Origin of the sequence: Kitasatospora sp. NPDC057692 (assembly GCF_042799475.1) — a bacterium.
Taxonomy (GTDB): Bacteria; Actinomycetota; Actinomycetes; order Streptomycetales; family Streptomycetaceae; genus Kitasatospora.
Genome location: NZ_JBHVIV010000005.1, coordinates 76,244 through 89,244 on the forward strand (window position 1 = coordinate 76,244; position 13,001 = coordinate 89,244).

General features: G+C 75.8%; 10 protein-coding genes. 4 read left to right on the top strand and 6 right to left on the bottom strand.

Annotated elements, in window-relative coordinates:
- Positions 1-109: 109 nt before the first annotated feature.
- The 3 genes from ACFVFS_RS04485 to ACFVFS_RS04495 all read right to left on the bottom strand — a co-directional run bounded on the left by ACFVFS_RS04485 (position 110) and on the right by ACFVFS_RS04495 (position 4,808).
- Positions 110-1,123 (bottom strand): metallophosphoesterase family protein, encoded by a 1,014-nt coding sequence (locus ACFVFS_RS04485; protein WP_380620014.1) that lies wholly within the window; start codon positions 1,121-1,123, stop codon positions 110-112.
- Between the two features lie 214 nt (positions 1,124-1,337).
- Positions 1,338-3,473: an elongation factor G gene (gene fusA, locus ACFVFS_RS04490; RefSeq protein ID WP_380620017.1), complete on the bottom strand. Its 2,136-nt coding sequence runs from the start codon at positions 3,471-3,473 to the stop codon at positions 1,338-1,340.
- A gap of 411 nt (positions 3,474-3,884) precedes the next feature.
- A complete protein-coding gene (locus tag ACFVFS_RS04495) occupies positions 3,885-4,808 on the bottom strand; it encodes a DMT family transporter (RefSeq protein ID WP_380620020.1) in 924 nt (307 codons plus the stop codon).
- 47 nt (positions 4,809-4,855) lie between these two features.
- Here ACFVFS_RS04495 and ACFVFS_RS04500 point away from each other — a divergent pair, with 47 nt between their 5' ends.
- Positions 4,856-5,437 carry a MarR family winged helix-turn-helix transcriptional regulator gene (locus ACFVFS_RS04500; RefSeq protein ID WP_380620022.1) on the top strand — a complete coding sequence of 194 codons (582 nt, stop codon included), beginning with the start codon at positions 4,856-4,858 and terminating at the stop codon, positions 5,435-5,437.
- 32 nt (positions 5,438-5,469) lie between these two features.
- Positions 5,470-6,075 carry an AAA family ATPase gene (locus ACFVFS_RS04505; RefSeq protein WP_380620025.1) on the top strand — a complete coding sequence of 202 codons (606 nt, stop codon included), beginning with the start codon at positions 5,470-5,472 and terminating at the stop codon, positions 6,073-6,075.
- A 56-nt stretch (positions 6,076-6,131) separates the two neighbouring features.
- Here the strand turns inward: ACFVFS_RS04505 and ACFVFS_RS04510 are convergent, their stop codons facing one another.
- Positions 6,132-6,425, bottom strand: a complete 294-nt coding sequence (locus ACFVFS_RS04510; protein WP_380620028.1) for a hypothetical protein — start codon at positions 6,423-6,425, stop codon at positions 6,132-6,134.
- Between the two features lie 355 nt (positions 6,426-6,780).
- Between ACFVFS_RS04510 and ACFVFS_RS04515 the strand changes: the two genes are divergently transcribed.
- Positions 6,781-10,707, top strand: coding sequence for a phosphodiester glycosidase family protein (locus tag ACFVFS_RS04515; protein WP_380620030.1), 3,927 nt, complete (start codon positions 6,781-6,783; stop codon positions 10,705-10,707).
- A gap of 87 nt (positions 10,708-10,794) precedes the next feature.
- Here ACFVFS_RS04515 and merB read toward each other — a convergent pair whose 3' ends face one another.
- The gene (gene merB, locus ACFVFS_RS04520; protein ID WP_380620033.1) at positions 10,795-11,454 is read right to left on the bottom strand and encodes an organomercurial lyase; all 660 of its coding nucleotides are present in this window, start codon (positions 11,452-11,454) and stop codon (positions 10,795-10,797) included.
- Between the two features lie 4 nt (positions 11,455-11,458).
- Positions 11,459-11,860 (bottom strand): winged helix-turn-helix transcriptional regulator, encoded by a 402-nt coding sequence (locus ACFVFS_RS04525; RefSeq protein WP_380620035.1) that lies wholly within the window; start codon positions 11,858-11,860, stop codon positions 11,459-11,461.
- Between the two features lie 139 nt (positions 11,861-11,999).
- Between ACFVFS_RS04525 and ACFVFS_RS04530 the strand changes: the two genes are divergently transcribed.
- Positions 12,000-12,938, top strand: a complete 939-nt coding sequence (locus ACFVFS_RS04530; RefSeq protein ID WP_380620038.1) for an NADP-dependent oxidoreductase — start codon at positions 12,000-12,002, stop codon at positions 12,936-12,938.
- The last annotated feature ends 63 nt before the right edge of the window (positions 12,939-13,001 follow it).

The following is a 13,001-nucleotide window of genomic DNA, read 5'->3' on the forward strand; positions in this document are numbered from 1 at the left end:
GCACCCCGGTGGTCGGCGATCGGCGAGCCGCGAGCCGGGCTCCCCGCACCGATCGGCGCACGGTGCGGGGAGCGCGGTGCGGGAAGCGGCTACCGGCCGCGCCCCGGGGTCAGCTCCGCGAGGACAGCGGGACCGTTATCTGCTTCATCCAGGTGCCGGTGGCGAAGTCGCGCGCCTTGATGACGACCCGGTCGCGGTACACGTCCACTTGGAGGCCCTGGTTGAAGTGGCCGGGGACCGTGGCCTCGCCGCCCTGCCCGTTGTCGGCGAAACCCGTCTGCACGGCGCCGGTGTTGATCACCGAGAAGCCGTCGAGGTTGGCCGTGCCCGGCACGATGCGGCGCACGTACCAGTCGGAGAGGGTCAGGTCCCAGTGGGTGTGACCGCTGAAGAGGAACACGTCGCGGTGGCGCCCGAGGATGCCGAGGAGGCGGTCGGGCTGGAGGTAGTCGCTCATGTAGATCTTGCTCCGGGTACCGGAGACCGTGTTGGGCAGCGGGTGGTGGGTGATCACCATGACCGGCTTCCGGCGCCTGCCCCAGTACTGGAGGCGGTCCTCCAGCCACTGGAACTGCGCCTCGCTGATCCACACCTCGTCCCACAGCGAGTTGTCGTGGTACCTCATGTAGCGCTCGGTGCCGAGGGTCAGCACCGGGACGCCGCCGAACGTCGTCTCCGCGTAGACCTTGGACCGCTTGGCGAAGCGGTAGAAGCTCCGGAAGAGGGAGTCCTCGGTGGTCCCGTTGGGCCAGGTGCTCTGGGCGAGCGTGTTCGGGTCGGACCACTTCGGGACGTAGAACTCGTGGTTGCCGATGGCCCAGGCCACCTCGCGGGGCTTCGGGCCCTGCTCCAGCACCTTCTGCACGTCGGCGTACTCGAAGTCGTAGCCGCGCGGCGTGATGTCCCCGGCGACGGCCAGGCCCGAGGAGCGGGGGTTGGTGGTCCGGATGTCCTTGAGCGCCTGGGCGAAGTCGCCGAGGTCGCCCTGGATGTCGCTGATGACGTTGAACGTGGTGACGAGCCCCTCGCCGCCGTCGGCGGGTGCTGCCTGGGCGGTCCCCTGGGCGAGACCTCCGAGCACCAGCGCGCCGGCGGTCGCACCGAGAAGGGATCTGCGTTCCATGGTCTTTCCTTTCGACTGCGCGCAGGCGGCGGCTCCACCTCCGCGCTTTGGACCAGACCCGTTATCAATACGCGATCAAGTGGACGGCCAGGTGAACACGCACTGACGGGTGATCGCGAGTACTCCGCCCGTGCCCGTTCGGGCAAGGCCCGACCCTGGATCAGGTCGGCCCGGCCGCCGGGACCACGCGAGGTGGTCCCGGCGGCCGCAGTGCTCAGCGGGCGGCGCCCGGCACCGGGGCGTACCCGGCCGGGCGGGTGGTGAACGTGCCCCGGCCCTGGGTGCGGCTGCGCAGGGCGGTCGCGTAGCCGAACAGCTCGGCGAGCGGCACGACCGCCGTCACCACCGCCGTCCCGCCGTGCGGGGCCGAACCCTGGACGCGGCCCCGGCGGGCGGCGAGGTCACCGAGGACGCCGCCCACCGCCTCCTGCGGCACGGTCACCGCCACCTCGGCGACCGGCTCCAGGAGTACCATCCGGCAGGCCCGCAGCGCCTCGCGCAGCGCCAGCCGCCCGGCGGTGCGGAAGGCGAGCTCCGAGGAGTCCTTCGGGTGGGTGGCCCCGTCGGTCAGGACGACCCGCAGGCCGGTGACCGGGTGGCCGCCCAGCGGGCCGTCGGCGAGCGCGTCCCGGCAGCCGGCCTCGACCGCCTGGACGTACTCCTTCGGCACCCGCCCGCCGGTGACGGTGGACGCGAACGCGAACCCTCCCCGCTCCTCCCCGGCCGCGCCGCCCTGCGGGGCCTCCTCCAGCGGTGCCACGTCCAGCACCACGTGGGCGAACTGTCCTGCGCCGCCGTCCTGTTTGACGTGCCGGTGGACATGGCCGGTGACGCCGCGTTCCACGGTCTCCCGGTGGGCGACCTGCGGACGGCCGGCGGACACCTCCAGCCCCTGCCGGCGGAGCTTCTCCACCGCCACCTCCAGGTGCAGTTCGCCCAGTCCGGACAGCACCCGCTGTCCGGTCTCCGGGTCGGTGCGGACGACCAGCGACGGGTCCTCCTCGACCAGCCGGGCCAGCGCGAGGGCCAGCCGGTCGGTGTCGACCGTGCGCCGCGCCTCGACCGCCGCCGTCACCACCGGCGTCGCGGCCACGACGGGCTCCAGGACCACCGGCGCGCCGGGTGCGCAGAGCGTCGCACCGGTGCGCGCGGCCTTGACGCCGACCACCGCGACGATGTCGCCGGCGACGGCGGTCTCGGCCTCGATGTGGTCGGCCTGCACCCGCAGGATCCGGGCGATCCGTTCCGTGCGGCCGCTTCCGGCGTCCAGCACGGTGTCCCCCTTGCGCAGCGTGCCCGCGTACAGGCGCAGATAGGTGAGCCGGCCGAAGGCGCCGACGCTCACCTTGAACACCAGCGCGGTGAGCGGCCCGTCGGGATCGGCGGCCCGCTCCACCTCCCCGGCCTCCACGTCCCCGGCCGTCGCCTCCCCGGTACCCGCCGCGCCGCGCACCGCCGGAACGTCCAGCGGCGACGGCAGGTAGGCCGTGACGGCGTCCAGCAGCGGCTCGATCCCGCGGTTGCGGTAGGCCGAGCCGCACAGCACCACCACGGCCTCGCCGCCGAGGGTGAGGTCCCGCAGCGCGGCGGCCAGGGTCGCGGTGGAGAGCGCCGCGTGCTCGACGTACTCCTCCAGGGCGGCCGGGTGGAGCCCGGCCACCGCCTCGTCCAGCAGTCCGCGCCGCCGTTCGGCCTCGGCCCGGAGCCCCTCGGGCACCGGCCCTTCCCGGAAGCCGTCCCCGTCGGGGCCGTCGTCCCAGGTCAGGGCCCGCAGCGTCAGCAGGTCGACCACACCGGTGAAGCCGTCCTCCCGCCCGATCGGCAGCTGGACCACGAGCGGGGCCGGATGCAGCCGCTCCCGGATGGAGGCGACGGCCGTGTCCAGGTCGGCGCCGGCCCGGTCCAGCTTGTTGACGAAGGCGATCCGCGGCACGCCGTGCCGGTCGGCCTGGCGCCAGACGCTCTCACTCTGCGGCTCCACGCCCGCGACGGCGTCGAACACCGCGACCGCCCCGTCCAGCACCCGCAGCGAGCGCTCGACCTCGTCGGCGAAGTCGACGTGGCCGGGGGTGTCGATGAGGTTGATCCGGTGGCCTTCCCAGACGCAGCTGACCGCCGCCGCGAAGATGGTGATGCCCCGCTCGCGCTCCTGCGGGTGGCAGTCGGTGACGGTGGTGCCGTCGTGGACCTCGCCGCGCCTGTGGGTCTCGCCGGTCAGGTAGAGGATCCGCTCGGTGACGGTGGTCTTGCCCGCGTCCACATGGGCGAGGATGCCCAGGTTGCGGACGGCCGCGATGGCGGCGATGGCGGTGCTGGTGCTGGTGGTGGTGGTGCGGACGTCGGTGCGCATGGCCCGGTGCCTTTCGAAGCTCTCGGGAAGAAGAGGGCGGCGCGATTGCGGCGACGACGGCGACCGGCGGGAGTCCGCCGGGAACGGTGTTCCTGCTCCTGGGTCAGACGGTCGTCACACACGCCCGGTGCCGGCCGCGCAGCGGGCACCGGAGGGACGAGGACACCAGGATCACCTCGAACCGGGACGAGGGGACGACGGCAGCGGTGCGGTGGCGCACGACCGGTCCTCCCTCGGCTCGTCACGGCGCGCGCCGCCGCCGGAACCCCGGGCGGCGCGCCTCTGGGTCCCGATTGTAGGAAACGGCCCGCCCCCGGGCCATCCGGTTTTCCCCACGAACCGTCAGCAACGCCCGTTCCCCACGGCCCGTCAGCGACGCCGGTGGATCGGGGGCGGCCGCCGGACGAGGGCTCACCCCCGCCGCGACGGCACCGGACCGCCCGGTGCGGCGCGCGCCCCGGGCTCCGCCGGGGCCTTCGCACGGGCCGCGCCCCGGGCCGGGCGGCCGAGGGCGACTCCGGCCAGGACCAGGAGCAGGCCGGCCACCTGGAGCGGGCCGAGGCCCTCGCCCGCCACCGCCGTGCCGAGCAGCACGCCGGTCAGCGGGTTGAGCAGGCCCACCAGTCCGACCGTCCCGGGCGGCAGGTGGCGCAGACCGGCGAACCAGGCCGTGAAGGCCAGCGCGGTCGCCACCACCGCGGCATAGCCGAAGGCGAGCAGCTCCCGCCCGGTGGGCACCGCGGGCGCGCCCTCGAACCCGGCCGCCAGGGGCAGCAGGACCAGCCCGCCGGCCACCAGTTGCCAGGCGGTGGTGGCGAGCACGTCCGGGCCGTCCCGCCAGCGCCCGGCGAGCACATAGCCGAGCGAGGAGACGAGCATCGCCGCCGCCGAGGCCGCCAGGCCGGACAGGCCGACCGGTTCGGCCCGGGTCAGCAGCATCAGCGCCACCCCGCCCAGGCCGACCAGCGCCCCGAGCAGATGGGCCCGGGCGGGACGGACGGCGGTCAGCAGCCGGGCGATCAGCAGCATCGCGAGCGGCGAGGCCGCCATCACGGTGGCGGCGACGCTGGTGGCCAGCGACTGCGAGGCGACGTAGAGCAGGACGAAGAACCCCGCGGTGTTCAGCAGCCCGAGCAGCGCCGAGCGCCACCACCAGGCGCCGCGCGGCCGGCGCGGGCGCAGCGCCAGCAGGAGCAGGCCGGCCGGCAGGGCCCGCAAGGCGGCGCCCCACAGCGGGCGGTCGGGCGGGAGGAACTCGCGGGTGACGTAGTAGTTGGCGCCCCAGGCCACCGGCGCGACGGCGGTCAGCAGTACCCACCGGAAACTGGCTTCCATGGAAGACAATATAACTTCCAGGGAAGCTATCTGGCTAGGATGACGGCATGGAACACAGCCGAGACAGCCGTGCGACGGATCCCGCCCCGGACCACGTCGCCCTCATCCAGGCCGAGTGGCGCCGCGAGCGGCCCGACCTCGACGTCTCCCCGCAGGCGGTGATCGGCCGGCTGCACCGGCTGGCCGGTCGGCTCACCGAGGAGCTCTGCCTGGTCTACGGCCGCTACGGGTTGGCCGAGGGCGAGTTCGACGTGCTGGCCGCGCTGCGCCGGGCGGGCGCGCCGTTCGAGCGGGCGCCCGGGGAGCTGGCCGCCCGCACCATGGTCACCACCGGCGCCATGACCAAGCGGATCGACCGGCTGGAGCGGGCCGGCCTGGTCACCCGCCGCCGCAGCGAGGCGGACGGGCGCGGCCGGGTGGTCGCGCTCACCGAGGCGGGCCGCCGGCTGATCGACGAGGCGTTCACCGCCCACATGCGCAACGAGCACCGGCTGCTCGACCTGCTCTCCACCGAGGAGGCCGCCGCCCTGGAGGGTCTGCTGACGACGTGGCAGCAGCGCCTCGACCACCTCGGGCCCGCCGCAGGCGAGGCCGGGAAAGCCGGAGGCGAGGCGGGAAAAACCGGATGATCCCACCGGATCCCGCACGATAGCGTCGCCGGATGACGAAACGGACCTGGGACCTCGTTCTGCTCGGCGGCGCCTCCGGTGTCGGCAAGAGCCTGGCCGCCGCCCGGATCGCTGCCGCGGAGGGCGCCTTCACCGTCGAGTTCGACGACGTGGTCGCCGCCGTCCAGGAGCTCACCACCCCCGCGCAGCACCCCGGCCTGCACCACTTCGGCGACGGCGCCGCGGCGCGGCGGCTGCCGCCCGAACGGGTGCTGGAGCTCCAGATCGCCACCGCCGAGGCCCTGGAACCGGCCCTGCTCGGCGTGGTGCGCAACCGGCTGACCGTGCCGGTCCCCGCCGTCGTCGAGGGCGACTACCTCACCCCGGCCGCCTGCGCCCGCGCGGTCGCGCTGGGCCGGGCGGCCGGCCGGCAGGTGCGGGCGGTCTTCCTGCACGAGGGCGGGGCGGACCGGATCACCGCCAACTACGCGGCCCGCGAACCGGGGAGCGGCGTGCAGGCGGACCGCGCCGAGGTCAGTGCCCGGTACTCGCACTGGCTCGCCGCCGAGGCCCGCCGGCACGCGCTCCCCGTGGTCGACTGCCGCCCCTGGTCCACGCTCGGCGACCGCGTGGACCGCGCCCTGGCCGCGGACGGCTAAGCGGACGGCGGCACCGGCCGCGGTTGCGATACGGCCGACGACGCGGACGGCCGCGGTCAGATCAGCGTGTAACCGCCGCTGCGGAAGGTCGAACCGACGTTGCTGCAGTAGGCGTAGGACCAGGCCCCGCCCGACCGGGTGGGCCCGTAGACCGTCTTGTTGTTGGCGCAGACGGCCCACGCGTAGTAGCCGCGGGTGCCGTCGCAGGACACCCCGTAGCTGACGTAGTTGCTGTACGTCGAACAGGCCGCCACCCGGGCGGGCGCGGCCGAGGCCGGGACGGCGGCGAGGACCGGGACGGCGAGGGCGGCGGTGGCGGCGACGGCCGCGGCCGCGGTGCGGATGCTCATGGTGTTCCCCTCCGGTGGAGCTCGTTGACGAGGACGAGGTCGTGCGGGCTCCACTGTGCGCCCCCGGCGTGCACCGGAATCCGCAGCAGGACGGGAAACCGGGATCCTCACCTTCCGTCCCCGGACGGCCTGTTGTGTCATGTTCCCGCGACGGATGGGGCTTTTGTTCGCGCGGCCGAACAGGCCGGTTCACCACCGCGTGGCGCAACGGTCTTTCGTGGACGATTGGCTGCCGTCGGCCTGGTGATCATGCGCCCGGGCCGCGCCGTTCGCGGCGCTCCAGGCCGCCGACCGCGTCCTGCGCTCGCACCGGCGGCACGCACGTCCCGTAGCAGTACGAGGAGCTGAACCACCGATGTCACCGCCCGTCACCCCCACGACGACCGCCCCCGTCCCCGCCACCGCCCCCGTCCCCGCGGCCCGCCGTCGCCGCCGCGGGCGCCCCGCCGCCGCGCTCGCGCTCTGCGCGCTCGTCGCCGCCGGCCTGCCCGCCCTCGCCCCCGCCGCCGCCTGGGCCGCGCCCGGCGGACCCGCCGCCCCCGGCGCGAACGGCACCGCCGCCGACCCCGGCCTGGTGCTCGACCGCCCCGGCGAGTCGGTGGTCACCCGGCGCGAGGTCACCCCGATCGCCCCTGGCCTGACCATGACCGCCTTCGACCGGCTCGGCAGGACCGGCTGGATCCGCGGCAAGGTCCTGGTCGCCGACCTCGCCACCGAGGGCCTGAGCGTCGACTACCTGTCCTCCGGCCAGGTGACGACCCGGCAGACCGTCACCGACATGGCCCGGGGCGCCGGCGCGGTCGCCGCCATCAACGGCGACTACTTCGACATGAACGCCTCCGAGGCACCGCTCGGCGTCGGCGTCTCCCGCCGGAACGGTCTCGTCCACGCCCCGATCGAGGGCTGGAACCAGGCCGTGACCGTCGGCACCGACGGCCTGGCCCGGATGGCCGAGGTCTTCCTTGAGGGCCGCGCCACCCTGCCCGGCGGCCGCGAGCTGACCCTCAACGGCGTCAACACCTACGGCCTGCCCGCCGACGGCGTCGGCCTGTTCACCCCCGCCTGGGGCACGGCCTCCCGCGCCAAGGTCGCCGACGGCTCCGCGGAGGTCGCCGAGGTGGAGCTCCGCGACGGCCGGGTCACCGCCGTCCGCGACCAGCCGGGCGCCGCGGTGCCCGAGGGCGCCACCGTGCTGGTCGGCCGGGAGGCCGGCGCCCGCGCGCTGCGCGAGCTCAAGCCCGGCGACCAGGTCACCACCGGCTACCGGCCGCGCGCCTCCTTCGGCGAGGTCGCGGTCGCCGTCGGCGGCTACCAGGTCCTGGTCCGCGACGGCGTCGCCGGGCAGCCCGGCGAGAACGACGGCAACGAGCTCAACGCCCGTACCGCCGTGGGCTTCTCCGCCGACAACAAGCGGATGTACCTGGTCACGGTCGACGGCCGGCAGGCCGACAGCCCCGGTATCAGCCTGCCGGACCTCGCGGTGCTGATGCGGGACATGGGGGCGCGCAACGCGCTCAACATGGACGGCGGCGGCTCGTCCGCGATGGCCGCCCGGCTGCCCGGCACCGCTCGGGCCGGCACCGTCAGCAGCCCGTCCGACAACGGCGGGGAGCGCGCCGTCGCCAACGGCCTCGGTCTGTTCTCCGCACCGGGCTCCGGCCTGGTCAAGGGCTTCCGGGTCCGCCCGGCGGAGGCCGTGGACACCGCGGCCCGGGTCTTCCCCGGCCTGCACCGCACCGTCCGCGCGCTGCCGCACGACGAGGCCTTCGGCCCGGTGACCGGCGCCGTCCCGCCGGTGCGCTGGTCCGCCGCCCGGGCCGCTTCCGCCGGCGCACCGGGCAGCGGCGCCGTCGAGGTGTCCGGCCGGGGCACCGAGGCCGTCGTCACCGGCCGTACCTCCGGGCCGGCCGCCGTCACCGCCGCGGCCGACGGCGCCGAGACCGGCACCCTGCCGCTGACCGTGCTGGGCGCGCCGGTGCGGATCACCGCCGGCACCGACCCGATCGGCCTGGAGGCCGCCGGCGCCACCGCGAGGATCGCCGTGACCGGCTACGACGCCCAGGGCCACACCGCCCCGGTCGAGGCCTCCGACCTCACCGTCACCGGCGGCGCCGGCGTGGTCGAGACCTCCGCCGCCGAGGACGGCTCGATCTCCCTCAAGGCGCTCACCGACGGCACCTCCGCCACCCTCAAACTGACCGTCGGCGGCCTGGAGACGGCCGTCGCCGTCACCGTCGGCATGACCGAGAAGCCGTTCGCCGACTTCTCCGACGCGGCCGCCTGGAAGTCCGGCAACGACCGCGCGCCCGGCGGCGGCGTCGCCCCGGCCGCCGGCCACGACGGCGGCCGGGGCCTGCGCCTGACGTACGACTTCACCAGGTCGACCGGCACCCGCGGCCAGTACGCCATCGCGCCCGAGGGCATCGTGCTGCCCGGCCAGCCGCGCTCGATCACGATGTGGATCGAGGGCGACGGCAACGGCTCCTGGCCGCGCATCCAGTACCGGACCGCGGCCGGCGTCACCGCCAACCTGGACGCCCCGATGGTCACCTGGACCGGCTGGCGGAAGGTCGAGTTCCCGATCCCGGCCGGCGTGCAGTACCCGCTGACCTTCCAGCGGTTCCGGCTGATGGAGACCGGCGCCGCCCGCTCCTACACCGGCGCGCTCACCCTGGCCGACCTGCGGGTCGAGGTGGCGCCGGACGTCGAACTGCCGGTGCGCCCGCGGGTCACCGACCCGGTGGTGCTCACCGACGGCACCGTGGACGGCAGGCCGCTGCGGGTCGCGGTGATGTCGGACGCCCAGTTCATCGCCCGCGCCCCGGAGAGCGACCTCGTCCAGGCCGCCCGCCGCACGCTGCGCGACATCGCCGCCGCCAAGCCCGACCTGCTGGTCATCGCCGGCGACCTGGTCGACGAGGCGAGCCCGGCCGACTTCGCCCTCGCCCGCAAGGTGCTGGACGAGTTCGACCAGCTCACCGGCCGCAGCATCCCCTGGCACTACGTGCCCGGCAACCACGAGGTGATGGGCCCCGGCACCATCGACAACTTCACAGCCGCCTTCGGCGGGACCAGCGAGGTGTTCGACGTCAAGGGCACCCGCTTCATCACCCTGAACAGCGCGCTCGGCTCCTTCCGGGCGAGCGGCTTCGACCAGATCGCCAAGCTGCGCACCACCCTGGACGCGGCCGCCGCGGACCCGTCCGTCACCGGTCTGCTGCTGTTCGACCACCACCCGACCCGCGACCCGCTGCCCGACCAGGGCAGCCAGCTGGGCGACCGCAAGGAAGCCGCCCTGGTCGAGCAGTGGCTGGCCGGCTTCCGTGCGGGCGGCAAGTCCGCCGCGATGGTCAGCGGCCACGTCGGCGCCTTCCACGCGAGCAGCGTCGACGGCGTCCCCTACCTGATCAACGGCAACTCGGGCAAGGGCCCGGCCGCCGAGCCGGACCGCGGCGGCTTCACCGGCTGGACGATGCTCGGCATCAACCCGGCGGCCGGCAAGGTCACCGACCCGTACGCGGTGCCGGACGACGCCTCGGCCTGGCTGCGCGCCGAGGTGCGGGCCCGCGCCGACGCGGTGCAGCTGAGCGCCCCGGAGTCGCTCGGCCTGCTGGCCTCGGTCCCGGTCCGCGCGACCTTCACCCAGGACGGCGAGCGGACGGTGCCGGTCGCCTGGCCGGTCACCGCCCGGTGGGGTGGCCAGGGCGTGCACATCGGCCCGGCCGCCAAGGCCCCGCGCGGCAGCGTCGCCGCGTACGACCCGGCCACCGGCACCCTCACCGGCCTGCGGCCGGGCGGCGCCACGCTGACCGTCACCGTCGGCGGCGTGACGGCGGAGCGCAAGCTCACCGTGGGCTCCGTCCCGGCGTGCACCACCACGCTGCGCGGCGCCCAGAAGAAGCTCGCGGTCACCTCCGGCGTCACCTGCCTGGACGGCGCGACGGTCACCGGCCCGGTGCTGGTCCAGCCGGGCGCGGCGCTGGTCGCCACCGGCTCGGTCTTCAAGGGCCCGGTCTCGGCCCGCGGCGCGGCGGCCTTCGTGCTCACCGACAGCCAGGTGTCCGGCCCGGTCGCGGTGAGCGGCTCCACCGGGCAGGTCGCCCTGCTCTGGTCGACCGTCGACGGCCCGGCCCACCTGGCGCTCAACACCGGCGGCACCGCCGTCGCCGGCAGCACCGTGCGCGGTCCACTGGACTGCGCGGGCAACACCCCGGCCCCCGGCAACGGCGGCCACGGCAACACCGTGAACGGCCCGAAGGGCGGTCAGTGCGGCGCCCTCTGACGCCGCCCACCCGTTCCTGACCCCGGCCCGTGCGGCCGCCACCGCCCCGACGGCGGCGGCCGCACGGGCCTTCGGCATCCCGGCGCCTCACAGCCCCCAGAACGCGCCGCCCAGCCCCACCGAGCGCAGGTAGCCGGCGGCCGCGGACGGCTCGCGCCGGGTGTACGGCGAGTCGAGCCGGCCCTCGTACCACCGCGCGGCGAGCCGCCACAGGGTGGCCAGGTCGAGGACATCGCCCCGCAGGTTCCCGGTGGCCGCGAGCCAGGCGTCGACGCAGTCGGGGGAGCAGAACAGCCGCTGGTGGGCGCAGGTGTGGACGACGTCGTCCCACATCCGGGCGGCGGGCACCAGGAAGTGCGCCACCTGCCCGCCCTCCGGTGGGGCCTGCCGGGTGACCGTCCAGGCGTGCGCGCGGCCGCAGGCCGGACAGGTGGTGGCGACCAGCGCCGGATCGGCGCCGGGGACGAGGTGGGGCAGCGCGAAGGAGTCCCAGGCGCAGCCGCCGAACCACAGGGTGGCGCCCGCCATCACCGAGAAGCCCAGCGGCACGGCCGAGAACGGGTGGGCCATGACGACGGTGTCGTCCGGGCCGAGCGCGAGGTGCCGGGCCTCGGCGAGCCGGCGCAGGCCCGCGCGGACCTCCGGGGCGGTGGCGCCCAGGTCGGCGGCCAGCCGGTCGTGGCCGGGAGCGCGTCCGGTGGCGGCGAAGGCGCGGTAGACCGCGAGCCTCAGCTGTTCCGTCTCCACTGCGTCAGCCCGCCCGTCCGTCGTGGGCCTCCCGGTGGGCCAGGACCTCGGGCATGTTCTCCTCCGCCCAGTCCTTGATCGCCCGCAGCAGCGGGAGCAGTCCGGCGCCGAGCGGGGTGAGCGCGTAGTCCACCCGGGCCGGCACGGCCGCGGTGACCGTCCGTGTCAGCAGGCCGTCGCGCTCCAGGCCGCGCAGGGTCTGGGTGAGCATCTTCTCGCTGACCCCGGCGAGGCGTCGGCGCAGGTCGCTGTAGCGCTGCGGGCCGTCGGCCAGGGCGTTGACGATCAGGCTGACCCACTTGTCGCCGATCCGGTCCAGCAGCTGCCGGGCGGGGCACTCGGCGAGGTAGGCGTCGTAGTCGGCCCGGGCGGCCGAGCGGCGCTGGGCGGCGGTCGTGGTCGCCATCGGCTCTCCTCTGCGTGCGGTACGCACTCCCGGGTGCGTACTTCCTTGCGGAGAGCAACTCTCCCTAGGTTGGTGGCCGTTGGCAAGCCACGCCGTTCCCAGCGGGCGGCGGCTGATCCCCTGTCGGAAGGAGAGCGCGATGCGCGCCGTGGTCGTCCGCCGGTTCGGCGGTCCCGAGGTCCTGGAGCTGGTCGAGGTGCCCGAGCCCGAGCCCGGACCGGGCCAGCTGCGGGTGCGGGTGGCGGCGGCCGGGGTCAACCCGGTGGACGTGGTGACCCGGGCCGGGGTGCTCGCGGAGGCCGGGCTGATGGCGCCGCGGGAGACCGTGGGGATCGGCTGGGACGTGGCCGGCACGGTGGAGCGAGTCGGACCCGGGGTGAGCGGGTTCGCGGTCGGGGACGCGGTGATCGGGCTGCGCGACCGGCTGGACGTCCCGCTCGGCGGCTACGCCGACGCGCTGGTGCTGGACGCGTCGGCGCTCGCCCCCGCCCCGGAGGGCGTGCCGGCCGTCGAGGCGGCGACCCTGCCGCTCAACGGGCTCACCGCCCTCCAGGCCCTGGACCTGCTGGACCTGCCGCCCGGGGCGACCCTGCTGGTCACCGGCGCGGCGGGCGCGGTCGGCGGCTTCGCCGTGCAGTTGGCGGCGCGGCGCGGGCTGCGGGTGGTCGCGCTGGCCGACCGGCGGGACGCCGAGGTGCTGCGGGCGCTGGGCGCCGAGTGGCACGTGCCGCGCGGCACCGCCGACCCGGCCGCCGAGGTGCGCGCGCTGGTGCCCGGCGGGGTGGACGGCGCCCTGGACGCGGCGCTGCTGGGGGTGGCCGCGCTCGGCGCGGTGCGCAACCGGGGCTCCTTCGTCGCCGTGTCGGCCGGCGCGGCGCCGCTCGGGCTGCGCGGGATCCGGGTCTCCCACGTCTGGGTGGCGGCGGACGGCGCCGCGCTCGCCGGGCTCGCGGCGCTGGCCGCACGCCGGGAACTGGCGCTCCGGGTGGCGGACACCCTGCCGCTGGAGCGGGCCGGGGAGGCGCACCGCCGACTGACCCGGGGCGGTCTGCGCGGGCGGCTCGTCCTGGTGCCCTGAGCACCGCCGACCCGGGCCCTGACCGCCGCCGACCGGGCCCGGAGCCCGCCGGGCGGTCCGCCG